13 protein-coding genes and 2 other RNA genes are annotated in these 23,232 nt (G+C 63.4%); 10 read left to right on the plus strand and 5 right to left on the minus strand.

Going from position 1 to position 23,232, the window contains the following annotated elements; translation table 11 throughout:
- The first annotated feature begins 96 nt into the window (after positions 1-96).
- From XnspCFBP7698_RS10045 to XnspCFBP7698_RS21360, 6 genes are all read left to right on the plus strand, one after another.
- Positions 97-2,787 carry a TonB-dependent receptor gene (locus XnspCFBP7698_RS10045; RefSeq protein ID WP_123137402.1) on the plus strand — a complete coding sequence of 897 codons (2,691 nt, stop codon included), beginning with the start codon at positions 97-99 and terminating at the stop codon, positions 2,785-2,787.
- A 61-nt stretch (positions 2,788-2,848) separates the two neighbouring features.
- A non-coding RNA gene (locus tag XnspCFBP7698_RS10050) (sX9 sRNA) lies at positions 2,849-2,921 on the plus strand.
- A 195-nt stretch (positions 2,922-3,116) separates the two neighbouring features.
- A complete protein-coding gene (locus XnspCFBP7698_RS10055) occupies positions 3,117-4,328 on the plus strand; it encodes an arabinogalactan endo-1,4-beta-galactosidase (protein WP_123137403.1) in 1,212 nt (403 codons plus the stop codon).
- Positions 4,325-6,892: a beta-galactosidase GalA gene (gene galA / locus XnspCFBP7698_RS10060; RefSeq protein ID WP_123137404.1), complete on the plus strand. Its 2,568-nt coding sequence runs from the start codon at positions 4,325-4,327 to the stop codon at positions 6,890-6,892. Before XnspCFBP7698_RS10055 ends, galA begins: the two co-directional genes overlap by 4 nt.
- A gap of 1,036 nt (positions 6,893-7,928) precedes the next feature.
- Positions 7,929-8,951 (plus strand): hypothetical protein, encoded by a 1,023-nt coding sequence (locus tag XnspCFBP7698_RS21745; RefSeq protein ID WP_233548954.1) that lies wholly within the window; start codon positions 7,929-7,931, stop codon positions 8,949-8,951.
- A gap of 301 nt (positions 8,952-9,252) precedes the next feature.
- A complete protein-coding gene (locus XnspCFBP7698_RS21360; RefSeq protein ID WP_147423591.1) occupies positions 9,253-9,855 on the plus strand; it encodes a hypothetical protein in 603 nt (200 codons plus the stop codon).
- A 395-nt stretch (positions 9,856-10,250) separates the two neighbouring features.
- On the opposite strand, the gene XnspCFBP7698_RS10070 is transcribed toward XnspCFBP7698_RS21360, so the two are convergent.
- Both XnspCFBP7698_RS10070 and XnspCFBP7698_RS10075 read right to left on the minus strand, forming a co-directional pair.
- Positions 10,251-12,179 (minus strand): alpha-L-fucosidase, encoded by a 1,929-nt coding sequence (locus XnspCFBP7698_RS10070; RefSeq protein WP_123137477.1) that lies wholly within the window; start codon positions 12,177-12,179, stop codon positions 10,251-10,253.
- A gap of 867 nt (positions 12,180-13,046) precedes the next feature.
- A complete protein-coding gene (locus XnspCFBP7698_RS10075; RefSeq protein WP_052077005.1) occupies positions 13,047-13,340 on the minus strand; it encodes a hypothetical protein in 294 nt (97 codons plus the stop codon).
- 627 nt (positions 13,341-13,967) lie between these two features.
- On the opposite strand from XnspCFBP7698_RS10075, the gene mutS reads away from it, so the two are divergent.
- The 3 genes from mutS (at position 13,968) to katG (ending at position 19,948) form a co-directional block, all read left to right on the plus strand.
- Positions 13,968-16,523: a DNA mismatch repair protein MutS gene (gene mutS / locus XnspCFBP7698_RS10080; RefSeq protein WP_343203219.1), complete on the plus strand. Its 2,556-nt coding sequence runs from the start codon at positions 13,968-13,970 to the stop codon at positions 16,521-16,523.
- A 199-nt stretch (positions 16,524-16,722) separates the two neighbouring features.
- Positions 16,723-17,337, plus strand: coding sequence for a DUF937 domain-containing protein (locus XnspCFBP7698_RS10085; RefSeq protein WP_123137406.1), 615 nt, complete (start codon positions 16,723-16,725; stop codon positions 17,335-17,337).
- A gap of 364 nt (positions 17,338-17,701) precedes the next feature.
- Entirely contained in the window at positions 17,702-19,948 is a 2,247-nt protein-coding gene (gene katG / locus XnspCFBP7698_RS10090; RefSeq protein ID WP_123137407.1) for a catalase/peroxidase HPI, read from the plus strand.
- Positions 19,949-20,097: 149 nt separating this feature from the next.
- Here the strand turns inward: katG and XnspCFBP7698_RS10095 are convergent, their stop codons facing one another.
- Positions 20,098-20,505, minus strand: coding sequence for an RNA-binding S4 domain-containing protein (locus XnspCFBP7698_RS10095; protein WP_104581022.1), 408 nt, complete (start codon positions 20,503-20,505; stop codon positions 20,098-20,100).
- A gap of 470 nt (positions 20,506-20,975) precedes the next feature.
- Here XnspCFBP7698_RS10095 and XnspCFBP7698_RS10100 point away from each other — a divergent pair, with 470 nt between their 5' ends.
- Positions 20,976-22,463 carry an MATE family efflux transporter gene (locus tag XnspCFBP7698_RS10100; protein WP_123137408.1) on the plus strand — a complete coding sequence of 496 codons (1,488 nt, stop codon included), beginning with the start codon at positions 20,976-20,978 and terminating at the stop codon, positions 22,461-22,463.
- 96 nt (positions 22,464-22,559) lie between these two features.
- Here the strand turns inward: XnspCFBP7698_RS10100 and XnspCFBP7698_RS10105 are convergent.
- Both XnspCFBP7698_RS10105 and rplS read right to left on the minus strand, forming a co-directional pair.
- Positions 22,560-22,636: non-coding RNA, sX9 sRNA (locus tag XnspCFBP7698_RS10105), on the minus strand.
- Between the two features lie 105 nt (positions 22,637-22,741).
- Entirely contained in the window at positions 22,742-23,149 is a 408-nt protein-coding gene (gene rplS, locus XnspCFBP7698_RS10110; RefSeq protein WP_005989873.1) for a 50S ribosomal protein L19, read from the minus strand.
- Between the last annotated feature and the right edge of the window lie 83 nt (positions 23,150-23,232).

A 23,232-nucleotide genomic window follows, 5' to 3' on the forward strand; every position in this document is an offset into this window, starting at 1 on the left:
ATGCCCGCTCGGCCGCGCCAGACCCATGTCGGCGCCGGTGGGCCACGGCAGCCACCACCACTCATTCGGTCACTTTGTCCTGGGAGGGATCAACCGATGCCTGTTCACCACACCGGCCATTCGGCCAGCCGGCGCCTGCGCCGCACGCCGGTCCGCGACGTCCTCTGCACCACCATCGCCCTGGTCCTGGCCACCGCCTTCGGTGCGCAGGCCCAGGACACCGCGCCGGCCGCGCCGCCAGCCACCGGCAGCAGCAGCGCCGCCAGCGGCCAGGCGCCGGTAACCCTGGACAACATCACCGTGATCGGCCAGCGCGCCAGCCTCAACCAGGCCGTGCAGACCAAGCAGATGTCCGATCACGTCATGGAAGTGATCTCGGCCGACAACATGGGACAGATGCCCAATGTCACCGTGGCCGAAGCGCTGGTGCGCCTGCCCGGCGTCAACGGCACCCGCGACCGCGGCAACGAAAGCCTGGCCACCGTGCGCGGCCTGGGCCCGCGCATGACCATGGGCACCGTCAACGGGCGCGAAATCGCCTCCTCCGAACCCAATCGCGCGGTGCGCTGGGAAGTGTTCCCCACCGAGATCGTCTCCACCGTCAAGGTCTACAAGACGCAGTCGGCGGATCTGGTCGCCGGCGGCCTGGCCGCCACCGTGGACATCTCCACCATCAGTCCGCTCGACTACACAGGCCCCGGCTTCGTCGGCACCGCCGGCCCGGTGTTCTACGACCACGCCAAGGATGTGGACGGCTACAACCCGTGGGGCAGCCGCCTCGGCGCCAGTTGGGTGCACAAGATCAACGACAACCTGGCGGTGGCGCTGGGCGCCACGTATCAGAAGCAGAAAAACGCCAACTCCTCGATCGGCAGCTGGGGCTATACCGATGCCGCCACCTCGCGCGATGTGGATGGCGACGGCACCGTGGACCCCACCCCCTTCGGCGCAGCCGACCAGCTCAAGCTGACCGAGCAGACCCGCACCGGCGCGATGGGCACCGTGCAGTGGCGCTCGGGCAACTTCGAACTCAAGTTCGACGGCCTGTATTCGCGCATCGAGATCGACGAAGACCAGTTGCAGAACTGGTTCAACGGCCTGGCCTTCAGCACCTTCTCGACCGGCGCCAATCCGTACACCACGCCGGGCTCCTCCTACACCATCGTCGATGGCGACGTGGTGGCCGGCACCCTGGCCAATTCCAACCTGCAGGTCGACCATGTGGTCAGCCACTACAACGAGGTCAAGACCCTCACCGCCGGCGGTTTGAACGCCAAGTGGAGCGGCGATGTGTGGACGCTGGGCAGCGACCTGTCGTTCTCGCAGGCCAAGCGCGACAACACCTGGCAGGCCGTGCGCTTCGGCAGCAACCCGGACACCGTTTCGTTCGATTTCCGCCGCAGCGTCACTCCCACAATCAGCACCAGCTCGGACACGCCCGAGTGGGGCATCAACGGCCAGACCGAGCCGCAGGCGCTGCGCGACAAGATCGCCGCGCTGGCGCTCAACGCCAGCCGCGCGGTGGACGCAGGCCCGTTCAATTCGCTGGAGTTCGGTGCGCGCGCGGCACGACGCGAAAAACAGAACCGCCGCTTCATCGGCAACCAGTCCGGATTCGATCAACCGATCGCGGCATACCAGGACCTGATCTATCCGGTCACCATGCCCGACTTGAACGTGCCCACGCTGACCGGCGGCAACATGGCCGAGATCGCGCGGGTGGGCTTTGGCGGTTTCGATCCGGGCACGCTCGACGAACAACTGCTCGACCATTGGAACGTCAAGGAAGATGTGCGCGAAGCCTTCGCCAAGGCGGTCTTCAGCTCGCAACTGTTCGGCACCGATGTCACCGGCAATGTCGGCGTGCGCCTGGTCAACACCAAGACCACCAGCGACGGTTTCGATTCGGTGGGCAGCACCATCCAGCCCAGCACCGACAGCAAGGAATACACCGACGTCCTGCCCAGCGCCACGCTCAATTTCCTGATCGACGACCAGCGCATCCTGCGCTTTGCAGTGGCCAAGGTCATCGCGCGTCCGCCGCTGGACGAGCTGCGCACCGGCCGTCGCCTGGACGACCCCAGCGTCACCGTCGGCCAGCTCACCGGCAGCGGCGGCAACCCGCAGCTGGACCCGTTCAAGGCCACCCAGGTCGACGTGTCCTACGAGTGGTACTTCCATAAGGAAGCCTTGGCGGCGTTGGCGGTGTACCGCAAGGAAGTGGATTCCAGCATCGGCTACCGCACCGACCGCGAAATCATCAACGGCCTGGATTACCTGGTCAGCGCGCCCTTCAATGGCGGCGGCGGCCATATCAACGGTGTCGAGCTCACCTTCCAGACGCCGTTCTATTTCATCCCGCACATGGAAAATTTCGGCGTCTACTCCAACTTCTCGCTGGTGGATTCCAACCTCAAGGAATTCTCGCCCGAAGACAACCCGCTGCCGCTCAGCGGCCTGGCACGCAAGACCGGCACCTTCGACCTGTGGTACAGCAACGGCACCTTCGAAGCGCGTGTGGGTTACAAGTACCACAGCCCCTACACCGTGGTGTACGGCTGGAATGCCGCGCGCCTGGCACGCCTGCAGAGCGAAGGCACGGTGGATCTGAGCCTGAACTGGCAGTACAGCAAGCAGCTGGGCTTACGCTTCCAGGCCGGCAATCTCACCAACGAGCCGCTGCGCGCCTACACCGACAACAAGCCCAACCGTCTGGCCAACCAGGACGATGGCGGCTACCAGGTGTTCGGCCGCCGTTACCAGCTGGAAGCGACCTACCGGTTCTAAGCGCCGTCAACAACACAGTGGCGCTCACTGCCAGGCGGGCGCACTCGGTGCTCCGCGCGGCAGGTACCGCTCGTACACTGCGGTGCTGAGCGCACCGCCCGCACCGGCCTGACGACCGCTACGTTTTGTTGGCCACCCTACGCGTTGCCAGATCGGCTGCGAGCACTTGAACGCAGCCAATCCGATCAACGCGCATCTGCACAAAGCAGCAGCCGCAGTGTGGACTGCAATCTGCAATCCACGTTTGGATTCTGCACAGCGGCCGTGCAGCAGCGCGGTTGCCTGCGGCATGCTGTCACCCGCTCCACGTTTATCAGTCGAGGAATTGCATGCGCTCACCACGCCGTCGCTGGACGCCCGCGCTACTGGCGCTGGCCATCTCCACCTCCGCACACGCCGGCCCGGCGCCGGCCACGCTGTATCTCGGCGCGGACCTGTCCTACGTCAACGAGATGGAGGAATGCGGCGTGCAATACCGCGAAAACGGCGTGGTCACCGATCCGTTCGAACTCTTCCACGCACACGGCGCCAACCTGGTGCGGGTGCGCCTGTGGAACGATGCGCGCTGGACCAAATACAGCGACCTGTCCGACGTCAAGAAAACCATTGCGCGTGCGCGCGCGCAAGGCATGCAGGTGTTGCTGGACCTGCACTACTCCGACGATTGGGCCGACGGCGAAAAACAGCTGATTCCCAAGGCCTGGGCCAGCATCACCGACACCGACGAGCTGGCGCGCACGCTCTACGGCTTCACCTACGACACGCTCAGCGCACTCGACCGCGCCGGTTTGATGCCGGAACTGGTGCAGGTGGGCAACGAAAGCAATTCCGACCTGATGGACAGCACGCCCTGGGACAAGAAGCGCCCGATCAACTGGCAGCGCAACGCCAAGCTGTTCAATGCCGGCATCAAGGCAGTGCGCGACATGAGCGCGCGCTCCGCCATCAAGCCGCGGGTGATGCTGCATATCGCCCAGCCGGAAAATGTGGAGCCGTGGTTTGCCGCGGCCACCAAGGCCGGGGTCACCGATTTCGATCTGATCGGCATCAGCTACTACCGCAAGTGGTCCACCCAATCGATGGCGCAGCTGGGCAAGACCATCAAGCGCCTGCGCGGCCGTTATGACGCCGATGTGGTGGTCGTGGAAACCGCGTATCCGTGGACGCTGGACGCCGGCGACACCTCGCATAACCTGCTCGGCGAAGATTCGCTGATTGCCGGCTACCCGGCCACACCGCAGGGCCAGGCGAAGTACATGGTCGATCTCACCCAACTGGTCATCGATACCGGTGGCGCCGGCGTGGTGTATTGGGAACCGGCATGGACCAGCAGCAGTTGCAAGACGCGCTGGGGCACCGGCTCGTCATGGGAAAACGCCAGCTTCTTCGACTTCAAGCACGGCAACGAGGTGCTGCCGGCGATCGACTTCATGCGCCACCCGTACACCGGTGTGCCTGCGTCGGGTAAACCCAACGCAAGCGAACATGCTGCGAGTACGCCAGACGGTTCCGCAGAAGTCGGCAAAAGGACGCAACCATGAGTGGCATCAATCGGCGTGAGTTGCTGCGCGGCATGCTGGCCAGTGGCGTGAGCGCCGCATTGCCGGTGGGCGCAGCCGGTGCACTGGTGTCTGCCGGCGCTGCGGCTGCCCTGGCCGCTGCAAAAGGCTCCGCAACGCCTGCGCCGTTGGGCGATGCAGCGCTGGCACCGCGTGAGCGACTGCTGTTCGACTTCGGTTGGCGCTTCCACCTGGGCCACGCCAGTGATGCATCGCGCGATTTCCAGTTCGGCACCTTCCAACGCACCTTCGCCAAGGCCGGCAAGGACACCGCGACCGCCGCGCAGCTGGCGTTCGATGACAGTGCCTGGCAGCAGGTGGACCTGCCACACGACTGGGCCGTCACCCTGCCCTTCCGTCCTGAGCCGATCTCGGCCTCGATGACCGAAGAAGACCCGGCCGCCGCGCATGGCTACAAGGCACTGGGTACCAGCTTCCCGCAAAACAGCGTGGGCTGGTACCGGCGCACGCTGCAGATTCCGGCAAGCGACCTGGGCAAGCGAATCTGCCTGGTGTTCGACGGTGTGTTCCGCGACTGCATCGTGTTCTGCAACGGCCATATCGTCGGCCGCAATGCCAGCGGCTACTGTGGCTTCGAAGTCGACCTCAGCGAGGTGCTCGACTATGGCAAGCCCAACATCATCGCCGTTCGCGTGGATGCCACGCTGGGCGAAGGCTGGTTCTACGAAGGTGCCGGCATCTACCGGCATCTGTGGCTGCAGAAGACCGACCCGCTGCATCTGCCGCAAGATGGCGTGTTCGTGCGCAGCACCGTGCAGGACGGCAATGCCACTGCACAGCTTTCCACCGAAGTGCACAACGACGGCACCGCGCCACGCCAGTGCGTGGTGCAGGCGCGCATCACCGCACCGGATGGACGCACCGTTGCCCAGGCAGCCAGCGCAACCATCACGGTTGCGCCGGGCCAGATGCAGGTCGTCGAACAGACCCTGCCGCTCGGCCAGGCCGCGCTGTGGTCGATCGACACCCCGCGGCTCTACAGTTTGACTACCAGCGTGCACAGCGACGGCAAAGCGGTCGATGCATTGGTCACACCGTTCGGCGTGCGCAGCATCGCCTTCGATGCGCAGCGCGGCTTTTTATTGAATGGCGCACCGCTCAAGCTGCACGGCACCAACAATCACCAGGATCATGCCGGCGTCGGCACCGCCATCCCGGACAGCCTGCATGAGTGGCGCCTGCGCCAGCTCAAATCGATGGGCTGCAACGCCTACCGCAGCTCGCACAATCCGGCCACACCGGAACTGCTCGCGCTGTGCGACCGCCTGGGCATGTTCGTGATCGAAGAAACCCGCCGCATGTCCACCGACCCCGAAGCCATGGGCGAACTGGAAACGATGGTGCGGCGCGGGCGCAATCATCCCAGCATCATCCTGTGGTCGCTGGGCAACGAAGAACCGCAGCAGGTCACCGAGCGCGGCGCGCGCATCGTCGCCCGCATGCAACAGCGCGTGCGCCAGCTCGACCCCACCCGCCCCACCACCTTTGCCATGGATAAAGGCTTCGGCGATGGCGTCGGCCAGGTGGTCGATGTGGTGGGCTTCAATTACCGCACCAGCCAGATGGACGGCTTCCACGCGCAATACCCCCACATTCCGATCTACGGCAGCGAAACCGGCAGCACCGTGTCGGTGCGCGGCAACTACCAGCGCGACGACAAACGCGGCTACACCCGCGCCTACGACCTCGACCACCCCTGGTGGGCCAGTACCGCCGAAGCGTGGTGGAGCTATGTCGCGCAGCGCCCGTACATCGCCGGCGGCTTCATCTGGACCGGCTTTGACTACCGCGGCGAACCCACGCCCTACAACCGCTGGCCGAATGTCGCCTCGCAGTTCGGCGTCCTCGACAGCTGCGGCTTTCCCAAGGACAACTACTGGTACTACCGCGCGCAATGGACCAGCGAACCGGTGCTGCACCTGTTCCCGCACTGGAACTGGGACGGCCTGCTGCAAGCCGACGACAACGGCCACGTACAGGTCTGGTGCCACAGCAATCTCGAAGCGGTCGAACTGCTGGTCAACGGCGTCAGCCAGGGCATGCAGCAGGTGCCCGCTTACGGCCACGTTGAATGGCGCGTGGCGTATGCACCGGGCGCAATCGAAGCGCGCGGCTATCGCGGCGGCAAACTGGTACTCACCGAACGCCGCGAAACCGCAGGCAAGCCGGCCGCGATCCGCCTGAGCTGCGACCGCGAAGCACTGCGCGCCAATGCGGAAGACGTAGCCGTGGTGAAGGTGGAAATCGTCGATGCGCAAGGGCGCCTGGTGCCGACCGCCGACAATCAGGTGCAGTTCGCCGTGCGCGGCCCCGCACGCCTGATCGGCGTCGGCAACGGCGACCCTAGCAGCCACGAGGACGACAAGGCGCCGCAACGCAAGGCGTTTAACGGGTTGTGTGCCGTCCTGCTGCAGACCACGCGCAACAGCGGCGATATCGTGCTGCAGGCAAATGCAGCAGGCCTAATGCCAACGACTCTGCGTCTAAGCGCAGATCGCGCGACGCCACGCGCTTTCATCCTTTGACCGTCCGGCATCCGGCGACGCGTCCCTTATCAAAAAATCGAGAGCCGATCGCGGCTTCTCGGCCATGCATCACGCGGAGAGCATCAAAGCGCCATAGCACTTGAACGGCAGAAAATCCGGCATCCGTGTGCCTTGACAGCCCAAAGCGGCCCGCACACTGTCAGTTAAGCGCCGGCAGAAATCGCCGGAGTACCACAGTGCTGCGCTCCACGCCGGCATTCCGGTCCTACATGCGACAAGTCGTCGTACGGCGTCACGGTTGCTTCGGCAAACCCAAGTGGCCTTACCGAAGACACCTCGCAAAAGATATCGACGCCGCGCAAATCTACCCCTCGCAGTGAGTTTGACAGAACGCGGCGTAATAATTTTGATGAAATTTTTTGCTACTTGCGCCACTCAATCAGCAGATTCCCAACCCAGGCATGCAAGGCGCGCCGGTCGAATTATACATGCCACAAAAGGTTAGCCTGGCCCACATTTCCTCATGGCGACCTTCAAACCAAGCCTATAATCGTCCAACTTATCGCAAATAAACGACTAACTTCGCATCCAGGAATACAACCAACCAATCCCAGATAACTGCTCAGATTGAGAGGACGACTATTAATCGAACCAGCCCCCACCGAAAATTTTTCAGTCAAGAATTATATTTAAATTCACACAAGCAGCATTTCTCGTTCTTTGGCAGTACGTGTCACGCAATGACATTTGTATAAACCTCATAGCGCGTACTTTACGCGAACGCACAGCGCACGTTCAGCGAAAACGAAAACAGCATCCACATGAAATATTTAGAACTGCGACCGCCAGGAACATATGCAAAGCGCCGATTCTAGATGCCCCAAAATCGCAGTTCCGTTCCAACCTCCGCTCGCAGCTTTCAACTAGTTAAGTTTATCGATAAAAGATAAATGTTGAAAATTTCAGGCGTGCATCAATATCCATACATGCGCCCTGCACCGAAGCATCACAACAAGCAGTCCAAAAGGCCCCACCGGCATACAGATCAGTCAACTCACCTGGACTTACTCAGCCGATGAACGATCAGAACTCAAGAACACAAAAATACACGCCCATCCTTATTACTGGAGGCTTGCTTCTCAGCGCAGCACTATACTTTTATCAATCCGCCATCCCGATGAATGTCGCTTCATCAGTCGATAGCGAAAAAAACGCGAGCACCGCCAACTCAAGGACACCGTCCAGTCATCGGCCTGCAAACCAATCGAGCGATCATCACCTGCATTGGGACGAAAGCGACTTCATAGCACCTCAAGGCGACAAGCCATTTTCTGCCGGGGACGTTCAATATCACATAAAATCATTTTATGCACGTTTCTACGCCGACCCGCCAATGTCTCGCGCAGAACGCGATGCCTTCGCGCAGCGGCTGGCCATAGCCATCGACTCAGATCAAAACACAAAGAAAGCTGTCGCGGATTTCTACGGCCAGATGCCCGCCAACAATCAAATGGACCGCGACGTGATGCGAAACATGCTTGCGATCAGTCCGGAAGGCAGATCCATCCTTCTTAACGAAGCAAACAGGATATGGGATAGTAAGGATAAGACTCTGTATTCGCATATGTATGAAACGTATTCGAACCTTCCGGGTCAAGCATCACGAAATGTTCTGGCAAATGCCCTATCAAGTCTCAGCGACCAAAGTACGGACACCCGCACCGCAGTTGCCGCGCTAAATTTCATTGGAACGATAGAAAAAGACGATTCTGCAGATGCAGGAAAGTTACGGACCAGCGCAATTTCTCAATTGAACTCGGTTGTTTCCGGCCAAAGCGAAGAGGTCGTTCGTGGCTTGGCAGCTCAGAAGATATATAGACTTTCCTCACCTGAAGGCGCCGCTGATGCAGCGGTTGAATTCATCAGACGCGATGCAAACAGTTCATTAGTCATGCAAACGCTTGATTCCATCAATAGCGGAGACGTCGAGTTGACCCCGCCGCTTCGCGCCACGCTTGTAAGCGCAGTCGCGCGGCCGTCGGCAACCACTGAAGAACGCGATAGATTTAGACAAGTTATCGTATCGGGCCACAGCTAATAGCGATTCGCAAACGAAACCCGATTTTTGAGCCGATAGCCTAAAATACCCGAGGCATAGACCAGAAAAATTTCAATTTCCAAACTAGTGTGGCAGAGACCATGCTAGTGCATCAATTTCAGTTTCATCGGCTACGGCAGTGCCGTAACGATTTTGAACTGCGGAAAATTGTATTTAAATCTAGCCGCACCTAAAACACTCAATAAAATATTTATTTAGGATCTTTCATAAATTTTCCGTGCGCCACGCTTCACGCTTTGAATTTCACATTTAGCCACCTATCACCACCCAAGGATTCAAAATGAAATTTTTAAAGAACAAAATTGCGCCATTTTTGTTTGCGGCAGCTGCGACCGTTGGCGTTGCTGAGGCGGCAGAATTAACCACCTCTTTTCAAGGATGGCTAGGCAAAAATCAGAAATCAGAATTTATCGACCCTTCAAGGTGGGCCACATGCTATAACGACCGAGGAGGCGAATGCGTTGTCGTTTCGCTGACGTCTGGCACGAGCCAGTGCTATGAAGAATCGTTTGAACTTGGTGCAAGCTTCGAGCTCCCTGCCCCTGCTGGCTGGGGCCCGTTTTCCTTGAGCGGGAGCAAAGGCTCTAGCTGGAGCGCATGCCACGAACGGAGTGAAACTACGCAGTGCCAGCCTAAACCGGGCTTCAAGGGCAGAGCCGCAGTCTTGATGGGCGAACGCTTTGGCAAGCTGCACGTGACTGGTGGAACACCCAATTCTTATGTTATCCCGGCATACAAGGGTTGCGAGAACAAATGGAATGGCAAAGTCAGGCTTTCGGGACGTACTCTTGAGCGTGTATGCACCTACGCCGGCGGGACTTATGACCACCAAGGATATTTACCCGAGTTTGAAAATCTGACCTGCGACTATCAGAAAATTTGACTGATAACCGCATTTTCTTGCGCACGGGACATTTATGCGGTTACTTAATTTCCGGTAGCAGCAAGAATCGCAACCCCGGGCCTGCGGCATTTCGTGGGCCCGGGACTTCGCACTCAGGAATCCATGCAGCACTATTTGTTAGTGCCGTTGACATATCGTCAGATAACTATTCCCGTCCTCGTCGCTTCACCTGAACACTTGCATTCGATTGTCTACGTCGACACATACAACCCGCCAATGCCGCGGTAGGGGCAAGCAATAGCGTACAGTCTCGGCAAAGTCGCCGATGCTCCCACCTCGTCTTCACCGATTTCACGCATTTTCAAACCAGTGAAACTGCACCGCTTCAACTACGCCCCCCCTCGCGGCGCATGGCCGCGAGGGGGGGCAAGCGCTTATCGCATACGCGAAAACGTACCGATCCCCGCAATCGCCAGCCGCTCGGCAGGCACTGCCGTTTCCGCGAACGACAGCCGCAGGTAGCGGATCTGGCGGACTTCGGGGAAGTTCAACCGCTGAGTCGAGAGCGCATAGGCGATATTGGACAGCTCGCCGGCACCGGCCGGCTGCCACTGCTGGCCATCTTCGCTGGTTTCGGCGCGATAGCCCTTCGGCGGCGCCGCACCGTTCATGACTGTGCGCGAGGGCGTGAGGCTGAAACCGGCAACCTGACGCAGCGCACCCAAATCGATGGTCACCTGCACAGGATGGGCCGGCGTGGGAGCGGGCGTGATCCAGATCGTGCTGGCATCGTCGTCCAGCAACGTATCCGCCCCTGGCGCGCTCGCCTCGACGATGCGCCAGCCAGCGCTGGACAGCACGTCCGGCGCGGTCGCCGTCGGCCGCGCGACCGGCACCGGCGCAACCGCGCGGAACAACGCGAATTCGCTGATCGCCGGGCACACCGGCGCCTCAAGCACGACCAGGCGCACCCGGCGCGCGGCGATCGGGCGATCCAGGCGCAGGATGCGCTGCGCACCGATGCACTGCGCTTCTGTCAGCCGCCGCCATTGCCCATCGACCTCGGCTTCGACTGCGAAGCGGGTGACGCGCACGCCCAGCGGCAGGTATTCGCGTAGCCGGATCAGATCGAAGCTATGCACTGCCGACAGCTCCAGCGTCAGCGTCGGCGTGGTGACCGCGTCCGGCGTGGACCAGTAGCTGTCCGGCTGGCGGTCGAGCACGCGCGCCGGCTCGAACCCGGCACCGCGTGACGCACTGGCGCTGGCCTTGGCGCCCTTGGCCAGATCGATGGCAAAGCTGGCGCGGATGGCGTCGCCGAAACTCTGCAGCACCGCCACGTCGTGGTCGGGAATGCGGCCGCGTCGGTCGGGCGGAAGATTGAGGTTCATGTTGGTGCCGCGCGCAACCGAGGTGTCGAAATAGCGCACCAGGTTTTCCGGGCTACGCACCTTGCCGTCTTCATCGGCGTGATAGAACCAGCCCGGGCGGATCGACGTGTTGGTTTCAGCCGGCCACCACAGCGCCCCGCCGCGCACGCCGGAATTGCCGTTTTCCTGGGTGTACGGGGCATTGGGCATGGTCGGCCAGCTCGGATCGCCAGCGACACCATCCTCGTTGCCGCCCCAGCGGATATCGGCGCCGAGTGGGTCGAAGGTGCAGGCCATTGGTTGGTGCTGGTGCACCAGCTCGATCATCCGCGGCCAGTTGTAGTAAGCGGGCGCGTCGATCTTGCGTGATTCGCGTGCGCCACCGTAATAGCCGTCACCGCCATTGGCACCGTCGAACCAGAACTCGAACAGGTCGCCATAGCCCGTGCAGAGTTCGACGATCTGTTTGCGGAAATAGTCGATATAGCCGGGGCGACCATACTCGGCGTGGTTGCGATCCCAGGGCGAGAGGTAAAGACCGAACGCCAGGCCAGCGCGTCGGCACGCCGCTGCCATTTCGCCGACGATGTCGCCCTTGCCGTTCTTGTAGGGCGAGTTGCGAATGCAATGCTCGGTCAGGCGTGTCGGCCAAAGACAGAAACCATCGTGGTGTTTGGCCGTGAAAATGAGTCCTTTCAGATTGCCGGCCTTGGCCGCAGCGACAATTTGATCGGCTGAAAAATCGCTGGGATCGAACTTGCGCGGATCCTCGTCGCCGTAGCCCCATTCCTTGTCGGTGAAGGTGTTCATCGCAAAATGCACGAAGGCGTATTGCTCCCATCGATGCCACCGCAGCTGGCGTGCGCTGGGCACTGCGCCCCAAGGCGCCGGCCCGTTGGCGCGCGGCGTCTGCGCGATCCGGGCCGCCGATGCACTGAAGCTGGCGGCAGCGGCCGCCACACCCGTGACAAGAAAGGTACGACGATCGATCATTGGCGCCTCCGACATTGCACAAGCTTCGATCTTAGCTTTTCCAAAGACGAAAGAGTTCCAGCCCTGAAGCGACAGGCGTGTGTGCAAGGCACGGCATACGCACTTAACCCCTGCACAGATTGCGTTGACGCGCGTGCCAGGCAACTGCGCGCATTCGTGGCTGGGCGGCCAACGACCTCGGCCTGCACTGTGTCGTTGGTGCTCGCATGTCCATGCTGTTTCCGCACGCCAAGCGAGCTCCGCGAACCGGACAAAAAATGGCTATCCGACGACAACCAACATCGTCCGCACGACAATTGATGCGGACTGACATGCGCCAAGTATTGGCTTCAACATTGACCGTAAACTGCTTATTTTGGCCGACACTGACTTGCCGGGAGCCCACAGGTCGGCGCGTTTCAGCAACTGCGTTGGCTGATCGGGCCACCCTCTCCGGCAGCGGAATAGCCTGGCCGGTGACCACACGCAGCAGCGGCGATGTTGCGGTCATCTTCTGCCGCAGAAGCATGCTTAAGCGATCCGGCAATGGCAAAGCACTCGACGAGATCCGTGTCTTGCAGCGCTCTGCCAAGCGCAAGGCAACTACAGCGTGACCCCCGCCGGAGATGCGACACGCCAGTGCATGGCACACCGCAACCGCGGTCCCTTCTCCCGCCTGCGGGGGAAGGTGCCCGAAGGGCGGATGGGGGACGTCTGACCTTCAGCCCGATGCCTCTGGCCAGCTTGGTGGGCCGGAGATGCGCCAACGGACTTCAGGAATCCTGCCGCTTGTGCAGCGCTCTCATCATCGAAGCACGCAGGCCTCGAGGGCGCACACTGCACACCGACTCTTTGGTTGCCGGCAAGAACGCGCGGTCGCGCCTCCGTTTATTCCAGATCCACATCGCGCGGAAAATAGCGGCGAAACTTTTCTTCCCAGGCCTGGAATTGGTCCAGCGTGTAGCCATCCATCGGCCGCTCCACCGCAGCGGCGGCCTTGTTCTGTGCAACGACGGCAATCCGCTGAGACGACAGCTCGTCCCATGCCTTTCTCAAGGCGACCGGATCCGGATGCGAGACCAGCATGGCCTCCAGCAGCGTGGCCTGCGCAACGCGCGCGGCCAGCAGGTCGCTGAGCGCGTCGGTGACGGCCTGCATCCATTCCTGATGTCGGTTATCCATGCGGCGTGTCGTACGTGATGAGTGGCTGGGCACTCTATCCCCGCCGCCGCCACGGCGATGTGGAGTGGCTCGGCCCTGGATCCTGAGCGACACATGCCGAGACAGGCGAAGGCCTTCAGCAAGATAACGGCACGGCTGATCAGCACCGTCGGACGCCATCTCGACAGGGGGCATGACCTCCAGCCACCACGCAGCCTGAATCGGATGCCCGATGCAGCGTGTCGCACGAGCGCCAACCAACCGCCGCCTCCGCCGGTACCTCTGTCATCAGCGGTGATCGGCTTGCTTACAGCGTCACCGGCCGCGCCCCCTGCCTGCGATGAAGGCATCGCCACCGCTGCGCCGGGTCGGGCAGAAGCGCGTCGCCCCCGCAACAACTGAGCCGCCGGCGCATGGGCAAGCGCCCGGATCGCGATCCCGGGCGGCTCGGCTTAAACTTGCACGCCGCCGTTGACCCAGCCAGCTCAGCCGCCGCGCGGAGCGCCCGGCCACACGCCTGCCACCGGCACCGCGGGTCACCACCTGCCCGCCCCTCACCGCGCCAGATTCCGGAAGACGTAATTGCAAACCACCGACACCAAAGACAAAGCCAAGCAGGGCACGGGAACCCCCGAGCACACGCCGCTGATGAAGCAGTTCTTCGCCGCCAAGTCGGACTACCCCGACCTGCTGCTGTTCTTCCGCATGGGCGATTTCTACGAGCTGTTCTACGACGATGCGCGCAAGGCGGCGCGCCTGCTGGATATCACCCTGACCCAGCGCGGCAGCTCCGGTGGTGCGCCGATTCCGATGGCGGGTGTGCCGGTGCATGCGTATGAAGGCTATCTGGCGCGGCTGGTGGCGTTGGGCGAGTCGGTGGCGATCTGCGAGCAGATCGGCGACCCGGCGCTGGCCAAGGGGCTGGTCGAGCGCAAGGTGGTGCGCATCGTTACGCCCGGCACGGTCACCGACGAGGCGCTGCTGGACGAGCGCCGCGACACCTTGTTGATGGCGATTTCGCGCAGCAAGCAGGGCTACGGCCTGGCCTGGGCCGATCTGGCCGGCGGGCGCTTCCTGGTCAACGAAGTGGACAGCGTGGATGCGTTGGAAGCTGAGATCGCGCGCCTGGAGCCGGCCGAGCTGCTGGTGCCCGACGAAGACAACTGGCCGGAGTTCCTGCGCGGGCGTATCGGCGTGCGGCGGCGGCCACCGTGGCTGTTCGATGCCGACAGTGGTCGGCGCCAGTTGCTGGCGTTCTTCAAATTGCACGATCTGTCCGGCTTCGGCATCGACGACAAGCCCTGCGCCACCGCTGCGGCCGGCGCCTTGCTGGGGTATGTCGAAGAGACCCAGAAACAGCGGCTGCCGCACCTGACCTCCATTGCGATGGAAGTGGCCAGCGAAGCGATTTCGATGAACGCGGCCACGCGCCGGCATCTGGAGCTGGATACGCGCGTCGATGGCGACACCCGCAATACCTTGCTCGGCGTCCTGGACAGCACGGTCACGCCGATGGGCGGGCGCCTGCTGCGACGTTGGCTGCACCGTCCGCTGCGCCTGCGCGAAGTGCTGGTACAGCGCCACCACGCGGTCGGCACCTTGATCGACGCGGGCGCCGATGTCGACGTGCGCGAGGCCTTCCGCGCACTAGGCGACCTGGAACGCATCCTTACCCGCGTGGCGTTGCGTTCGGCGCGCCCGCGCGACTTTTCCACCCTGCGCGATGGCCTGGCACTATTGCCGAAGGTCCGCGCAATCCTGGCACCGCTGGATTCGCCGCGACTGCAGACGCTGCATGCCGAACTCGGCGAACACGATGCCACCGCGCATCTGTTGATCAGCGCCGTGGCCGAGCAACCGCCGCTCAAACTCAGCGACGGCGGCGTCATCGCCACCGGGTACGACGCCGATCTGGATGAGCTGCGCCGCCTGTCCACCAATGCCGACCAATTCCTGATCGATCTGGAACAACGCGAGCGCGCCAGCAGCGGCATCGCCACGCTCAAGGTCGGCTACAACCGCGTGCATGGCTACTACATCGAGATCAGCAAGGGCCAGGCGGAAAAGGCGCCGTTGCACTACAGCCGCCGGCAGACGCTGACCAACGCCGAGCGCTACATCACCGAAGAACTCAAGAGCTTCGAAGACAAGGTGCTGTCCGCGCGCGAGCGTTCGCTGTCGCGCGAAAAACTGCTGTACGAAGGCCTGCTGGATGCGCTGGGCACCGAGCTGGAAGGCCTCAAGCGCTGCGCCGGTGCATTGAGCGAACTGGATGTGCTGGCCGCGTTCGCCGAACGCGCGCAGGCACTGGATTGGTCGCAGCCGGAACTCGATAGCGCGCCGTGCCTGCGCATCGAGCGCGGCCGTCACCCGGTGGTGGAAGCGGTACGCGACCAACCGTTCGAGCCCAACGATCTGGAGCTGCATGCCGACCGCCGCATGCTGGTGATCACCGGCCCGAACATGGGCGGTAAGTCGACCTACATGCGGCAGAACGCCTTGATCGTGCTGTTGGCGCATATCGGCAGCTACGTGCCTGCCAGCCGCGCGGTGATCGGGCCGATCGACCGCATCCTCACCCGCATTGGTGCCGGCGACGACCTGGCACGCGGGCAATCCACCTTCATGGTGGAAATGGCCGAAACCAGCTACATCCTGCATCACGCCACCCCGCACTCGCTGGTGCTGATGGACGAGATCGGCCGCGGCACCTCCACCTACGATGGCCTGGCGCTGGCCGACGCGGTAGCGCGCCACCTGGCGCATACCAATCGCTGCTACACGCTGTTTGCCACGCATTATTTCGAACTCACCGCGCTGGCCGACGAATCGCATGCCGGCGGGGCCAGCGGTATTGCGAATGTGCATCTGGACGCGGTCGAACACGGCGAGCGCCTGGTGTTCATGCATGCGGTCAAGGATGGGCCGGCCAATCGGAGCTTTGGCCTGCAGGTGGCCGCGTTGGCCGGACTGCCGAAGGCGGCAGTGACCCAGGCGCGACGACGCCTGGCGGAGCTGGAACAACGCGGCGGCGAAAGCCATAGCGCGCAGATGGCGCCGGCCGCGCTGGATGCGCCGCAACAGTTCGGGCTGTTCACCGCGCCCTCTTCCGCCGCGCAGGAAGCGCTGCAGGCCCTGGATCCGGACGAGCTCACGCCCAAGCAGGCGCTGGAGGCCTTGTATCGGTTGAAGGCGTTGATTTGAGGTGCCGGGATTTGGGATTCGTAAGAGCGGAGCTGCATGGCTGATGCTTGCTGCGCTTGCGGATGCAATGCGCTGCAGGAATCGATGGCCGCGGAAGTGCAGCGCGTAACGGCTGAGCTGCCGCGATGCCGCATGGATTGCTCTGTCGGCGCGAGGGGCGCACCCTGCGGCAACGCCTCGTCCAACAGGAAAACTTCCGATGACCACGTCCGCCTCATTGACCGATCAGCTCGCCGCGCAATTGCAGGGCCCGCAGCTGCAGCAACTCGCCGGCCGCCTGGGCATTGCGCCCGAGCAGGCGCAATCGGCCGTGCAGACCGCGCTGCCGCTGTTGATGGGCGCGCTGGGCCGCAATAGCCAGCAGGCCGGCGGCACCGATGCCTTGCTGGGCGCCCTGCAACGCGACCACGCCGCCAGCCCGGACATCGGTAGCCTGCTGGGTTCGCTGCTGGGCGGTTCGGCCAGCGGCGCGTCGGCCAATGGCGCCGGGATCGTCGGCCATCTGTTCGGCGACAAGGCGCCACAGGCCGCTGCCGGGCTGGGCCAGGCCACCGGGCTGGAAACCAGCAAGGCCAGCCAGCTGCTGCAGCTGCTCGCTCCCATCGTGATGGCATATCTGGCCAAGCGCTTTCTGGGCGGCGATACCGCGGCCGCCGGCCAGCTCGGCCCCGCGCTGGCCCAGGAACATCAGCAAGTGCGCACGAACGCCGGCGCCAGTGGCCTGTTGACCAGCGTGCTGGATCAGGACGGCGATGGCCAGCTCGGCCTGGGCGATGTCATGAAGCTGGGCGGGAGCCTGTTCGGCAAGCGCTGAGCGTCCCGTAGCCGCTGGGCACGCCGGACGAGCACCGGCGTGCTATCCATAGCAATACGCTATCGATATGTTCGAATAATTCGAATTCACCAAATGATCGATGCGCTTTATCGTGTGCGAACGTCGCCATGATGAGTCCGCCTGATGCGCCTGCCCGCCCATTGCCTTTCCCGTCAGCCAGGCGGTTTCGACTGCCACAAGCAGGCGCTAGCATCGGCGGGTCCGCCAGCGGCCGGGCGACTGTTTCCCTGTCGTGATCATCAATGACCACGACAAGGGCGCTGCCGTCCACCTCGATTCCACCAGCACGTGCCGGCATACCGGCACGCCGCTCCCCAAGTGCTCACGCACACAGGTAAATCCCATGACCACCGAAGCAAAGTGCCCGTTCAACCACGCTGTCGTCGGTACCGGTACCACCAACCGTGACTGGTGGCCCAAGCAACTGCGCGTGGATCTGCTGAGCCAGCATTCGAACAAGTCCAACCCGCTGGGCGAGACGTTCAATTACGCCGAGGCCTTCAAGCGCATCGACCTGCAGGCGCTCAAGCAGGAACTGCGTGCGCTGATGACCGACTCGCAGGACTGGTGGCCGGCCGACTTCGGCCATTACGGTCCGCTGTTCGTGCGCATGGCCTGGCATAGCGCCGGCACCTACCGCATCGGCGACGGACGTGGTGGCGGCGGCCGTGGTCAGCAGCGGTTTGCGCCGCTCAACAGCTGGCCGGACAACGTCAGCCTGGACAAGGCGCGCCGGCTGCTGTGGCCGATCAAGCAGAAGTATGGCCAGGCCATTTCCTGGGCCGACCTGATGATTCTTACCGGCAACGTCGCGCTGGAGTCGATGGGCTTCAAGACGTTCGGCTTTGCCGGCGGCCGCGAAGACACCTGGGAACCCGACCAGGACCTGTATTGGGGTCGCGAGACCAAGTGGCTGGGTGGCGACGACCGCTATTCGCGCGGCTCGCCCGGTGTAGACGAAGCGCACGGCGTGCTGGTCAAGGACGACGACAGCGAAGTGCCGCACACGCGCGATCTGGAAAACCCGCTGGCCGCCGTGCAGATGGGCCTGATCTACGTCAACCCGGAAGGTCCGGACGGCAACCCCGACCCGATCGCTGCCGCGCGCGACATCCGCGACACCTTCGCGCGCATGGCCATGAACGACGAAGAGACCGTGGCCCTGATCGCCGGTGGCCACACCTTCGGCAAGACCCACGGTGCCGGCCCGGCCGACAACGTCGGCGCCGAACCGGAAGCCGGCGAACTGGAAAGCCAGGGCCTGGGCTGGCACAACCGCTACGGCAGCGGCAAGGGCGCCGACACCATCACCAGCGGCCTGGAAGTGACCTGGACCACCACCCCGGCGCAGTGGAGCAACGATTTCTTCGACCACCTGTTCAAGTTCGAGTGGGAGCTGGGCAAGAGCCCGGCCGGCGCGCACCAGTGGGTGGCCAAGAACGCCGAGGCCATCATCCCCGATGCGCACGACGCATCGAAGAAGCACCGCCCGACCATGCTGACCACCGACCTGGCACTGCGTTTCGACCCTGCGTACGAAGCCATCTCGCGGCGTTTCCATCAGCACCCGGAGCAGTTTGCCGACGCCTTCGCACGCGCCTGGTTCAAGCTCACCCACCGCGACATGGGTCCGCGCTCGCGCTACCTGGGCCCGGACGTGCCGGCCGAAGAATTGCTGTGGCAGGACCCGGTACCGGCGGTGGACCACGCGTTGGTCGACGCGCAGGATGCGGCCGCATTGAAGCAGACCATCCTGGCCTCGGGCCTGAGCGTGGCGCAGCTGGTGTCCACCGCGTGGGCCTCGGCCTCCACCTTCCGTGGCTCGGACAAGCGCGGCGGTGCCAACGGCGCCCGCATCCGCCTGGCACCGCAGAAGGACTGGCAGGCCAACCAGCCTGAGCAGCTGGCCAAGGTGCTGGCTACGCTGGAGCGCATCCAGGCCGACTTCAACGCCGCGCAATCGGGCGGCAAGAAGATCTCGCTCGCCGACCTGATCGTGCTGGCCGGCAACGCCGCGGTGGAACACGCAGCGCAGGCCGCCGGCCACAGTGTCACGGTGCCGTTCGCACCGGGCCGCACCGATGCCTCGCAGGAGCAGACCGATGTCGAGTCGTTCGCCGTGCTTGAACCGGTGGCCGATGGCTTCCGCAATTTCGCCAAACGCAACTACGCGGTGCCGGCCGAAGCGTTGCTAATCGACAAGGCGCAGCTGCTCACCCTCACCGCACCGGAGTTGACCGTGCTGGTCGGCGGCCTGCGCGTGCTGGGGGCCAATGCCGGCGATACCCAGCATGGCGTCTTCACCGCCCGTCCCGGCGTGTTGAGCAACGACTTCTTCGCCAACCTGCTCGACATGCGCACCGAGTGGAAGGCGACCTCCGAAGCGAAGGACCTCTACGAAGGCCGCGACCGCGCCACCGGCGAGCTCAAGTGGACCGGCACGCGCGTGGATCTGGTGTTCGGCTCCAACTCCATCCTGCGTGCAGTGGCCGAGGTCTATGCAAGCAGCGATGCGCAGCAGAAGTTCGTGCACGACTTCGTCGCCGCCTGGACCAGGGTGATGCAGCTGGATCGGTTCGATCTGGCGTAAGCCGCTGGATCGTTCGGCCTGATTCAGGCCCTGGCAATCAGACATGCCCCGGACAACCGGGGCATTTCTTTTGCGCGACGTCCCGATTGCAGCGGCCATGTGTCGCCCTGCGGGCCCATCGGGCACGGCAGGGACAAGGTGCCAGACCGCTAGAGCGCGTCGATATCGCCCAATGCAGTGATCAAGCGGCGTGCGCGCTTGTCGGGCTTGCCCTCCGGCGCGCGGTAACCGGTGCGTTCGGCAGCACGTTGCAGCCGCCACTGCGCACGCGCCTCGCGCGATGCCTCGCCCTCCACGTACAGGGCCTGCGCCACCGGCGCCGGTCCGCGTACGTCACTGAGCCCGGCCACCGTGATCTCGAAGATTTCACCGCCCCGGTCGATACGCAGGTGCTCGCCGCAGCGCAGGCTGCGCGAGGGCTTGGGGCGCTGCCCGCCCACGTCCACCTTGCCGGTGTCGACCGCGTTCTTGGCCAGGCTGCGCGTCTTGAAAAAGCGCGCGGCCCACAGCCACACGTCCAGCCTGACCGTCGTGCCCTGTTCCAGCTCCGGATTCATGCGTCTTGCTGTCTCGCTCTGCCTGGTAACCGATATCTGGGCAGCCACCCGGAACTCAAGCTGGGCCGTCGCCGCAGCCATCTGGGTCGATCGCCAGTTCGATGCTGGACGCTCGCCCCCATCCGCCCTACGGGCACCTTCCCCCGCAGGCGGGGGAAGGGAGCACTGCCAGCCAGCGCGGTACAGATCACACAAGCCCATTACAGTTCAATCAACGCACTGCAGTTCAAACAAGCGCTCGGCCACACCCCTTCTCCCGCCTGCGGGAGAAGGTGGCGCGCAGCGCCGGATGAGGGCCACCGCGGCTGCGCAGCCGAGCGAAGCAGCACAGCCCCCCCGGCCAAGGCTGCATCGCTGGCGGCGAATGCGGAGCTCCCCCAAACCGAAGTGCGTACGCAACGCGAGCACTGCACTGGATCTCACCCGCGCAATGCTAGGGTGCGCAACGTCCGCATACCGATACAACCGCGATGCCCAAATCCGCTGTCCTGACCGAAGGCCCGATCGGCAAGAACCTGCTGCTCTTCGCACTGCCGATCATGGCGGGCAATATCGCCCAGTCGCTCAACGGCTCGGTCAACGCGATCTGGATCGGCCGCTACCTCGGCGAAGAAGCGCTGACCGCGGCAGCCAACGCCAACAGCATCATGTTCTTCCTGATCGGCTCGGTGTTCGGTATCGGCATGGCGTCCACCATCCTGATCGGCCAGGCGATGGGCGCGCGCAACATCGCCCAGGCACGCAAGGTCATGGGTACCAGCGCCAGCTTCTTTGGCGGGCTGTCGGCGCTGATCGCCGTGCTGGGCTGGTTCCTGGCGCCGCATCTGCTCACCGCGATGGGTACGCCCGCCGCCTCGCAGACGCTGGCCGAGGAATATCTGCGGGTGATCTTCCTGGCGATGCCGACGCTGTATCTGTTCGCCTTTCTATCGGCAGCGTTGCGCGGTACCGGCGATGCGCGTACGCCCTTCCGCTTTCTGCTGCTGTCGGTGCTGCTGGATATCGTGTTCAACCCGTTGCTGCTGTTCGGCATCGGCCCGTTTCCGGCGCTGGGCATTGCCGGTGCGGCCTGGGCCACGCTGATTGCGCAGGTGGTTGCACTGGCCGGCCTGCTGATCTATCTGCGGCACAAAAAAAATGTGCTGTGGCTGGGACGACGCGACCTGCATCTGTTCCGGATCGATGCTGCCATCCTGCGCGCGCTCGTCGTCAAGGGCGTGCCGATGGGCTTGCAGATGGTGATGATCTCGCTGGCGATGATTGCGATGCTGTCGCTGGTCAATGGCTTCGGCACCGACACCGCCGCCGCGTTCGGTGCGGGGCTGCAACTTTGGAACTACGTACAGATGCCGGCGATGGCGGTCGGCGCCGCCTGTTCGACCATGGCTGCCCAGAACGTGGGTGCCGGCCTGTGGTCGCGGGTGGATGCCGTCGCCCGTACCGGCATCGCCGCCAACTTCCTGATGACGGGCCTGCTGATCGTGCTGTTGATCCTGTTCGATCGCTGGACCCTGGCCCTGTTCCTGCCCGAAGGCAGCGCCACCCTTGAGATCGCGCGGCATCTCAACCACATCGCGATCTGGTCGTTCCTGTTGTTTGGCGTCAGCTTTGTGGTGTCTGGCGTGGTGCGCTCCACCGGTGCAGTGATCCCACCGCTGTTGATTCTGGCGTTTTCGCTCTGGGGCGTGCGCGTGCCTCTCGCAAATATCCTGCTGCCGCATCTGGGCGCAGACGCGGTGTGGTGGAGCTTCCCGATCAGTTCGACCTGCTCGATGCTGCTGTCGCTGGCCTACTACCGCTGGGGCGGCTGGCGCAAGGCGCGCATGCTGACCACGCCGAACCACCCTTCCGTACTGGCAGCGGCAGCCGAGGTACCCGCACATCCTGCATCGCCGGTTGCCGACCCCGCCCCCATTGCCGAGCCGATCACCGAGCCAACCCGGACACGCTCGCGCTGATGCGTGCACGCTGATCCGCGCATGCCGACCGCAGCCAAGCCACGTGATCGATGGCGATGCGCTGTACTGACCGGCCTCAAGCTGCGACTTGAGAACGGCTAACAAGACGTAGCGCGCGGTTGTCAGATGGCTGCGGGCATCGCGGCCAGAACCGTAGTGCGCGAGTGGCACATGCCGACTTCGAGCGCTGTCGCCATTCCGGTTCCACAAACGCAAACGGCCGCCCAAGGGCGGCCGTTTGGCAGTGGCAGATCGATGAGACCTGCCAGCAGTGTGGCTTACTCGGCCTTGGCAGCAGCCTGGCGAGCGGCCTTGGCCTGCGCAGCGGCGGCCAGATCTTCCTTGATGCGGGCAGCCTTGCCTTCCAGGCCGCGCAGGTAGTACAGCTTGCCGGCGCGGACCTTACCGCGGCGCTTCACTTCGACCGAGTCGATGATGGCGCTGTGGGTCTGGAACACGCGCTCGACGCCAAAACCGTGCGAGATCTTGCGCACGGTGAAGGCGGAGTTCAGGCCGGCATTCTTGGTACCGATCACCACGCCCTCATAGGCCTGCACACGCTCGCGGTTGCCTTCCTTCACCTTGACGTTCACCACAACGGTGTCGCCCTGGTTGAATTCCGGCAGCTTGCGCTGAATCTGGGCGGCTTCGAAGTCAGCCAGGATGGTCTTGTTGAGTTTGCTCATGGTGGGCACCGCGTGTCTGGTGGTATTGGACCGGCAGTCGCCGCACGGCGATTGCTCGAGGTTCGTAAGAGGGCCAGACGCAA

Source organism: Xanthomonas sp. CFBP 7698 (assembly GCF_003600855.1).
Classification (GTDB): Bacteria; Pseudomonadota; Gammaproteobacteria; order Xanthomonadales; family Xanthomonadaceae; genus Xanthomonas; species Xanthomonas cannabis.

Bases quoted from the DNA above. Each gene is read 5' to 3' on its own strand.
- rplS (WP_005989873.1), bottom strand. From the start codon at position 23,149: ATGAGCAAACTCAACAAGACCATCCTGGCTGACTTCGAAGCCGCCCAG.
- XnspCFBP7698_RS10055 (WP_123137403.1), top strand. From the start codon at position 3,117: ATGCGCTCACCACGCCGTCGCTGGACGCCCGCGCTACTGGCGCTGGCC.
- XnspCFBP7698_RS21745 (WP_233548954.1), top strand. From the start codon at position 7,929: ATGAACGATCAGAACTCAAGAACACAAAAATACACGCCCATCCTTATT.
- mutS (WP_343203219.1), top strand. From the start codon at position 13,968: ATGAAGCAGTTCTTCGCCGCCAAGTCGGACTACCCCGACCTGCTGCTG.
- katG (WP_123137407.1), top strand. From the start codon at position 17,702: ATGACCACCGAAGCAAAGTGCCCGTTCAACCACGCTGTCGTCGGTACC.
- XnspCFBP7698_RS10075 (WP_052077005.1), bottom strand. From the start codon at position 13,340: ATGGATAACCGACATCAGGAATGGATGCAGGCCGTCACCGACGCGCTC.
- XnspCFBP7698_RS10070 (WP_123137477.1), bottom strand. From the start codon at position 12,179: ATGATCGATCGTCGTACCTTTCTTGTCACGGGTGTGGCGGCCGCTGCC.
- XnspCFBP7698_RS10045 (WP_123137402.1), top strand. From the start codon at position 97: ATGCCTGTTCACCACACCGGCCATTCGGCCAGCCGGCGCCTGCGCCGC.
- XnspCFBP7698_RS10100 (WP_123137408.1), top strand. From the start codon at position 20,976: ATGCCCAAATCCGCTGTCCTGACCGAAGGCCCGATCGGCAAGAACCTG.
- XnspCFBP7698_RS21360 (WP_147423591.1), top strand. From the start codon at position 9,253: ATGAAATTTTTAAAGAACAAAATTGCGCCATTTTTGTTTGCGGCAGCT.
- XnspCFBP7698_RS10095 (WP_104581022.1), bottom strand. From the start codon at position 20,505: ATGAATCCGGAGCTGGAACAGGGCACGACGGTCAGGCTGGACGTGTGG.
- galA (WP_123137404.1), top strand. From the start codon at position 4,325: ATGAGTGGCATCAATCGGCGTGAGTTGCTGCGCGGCATGCTGGCCAGT.
- XnspCFBP7698_RS10085 (WP_123137406.1), top strand. From the start codon at position 16,723: ATGACCACGTCCGCCTCATTGACCGATCAGCTCGCCGCGCAATTGCAG.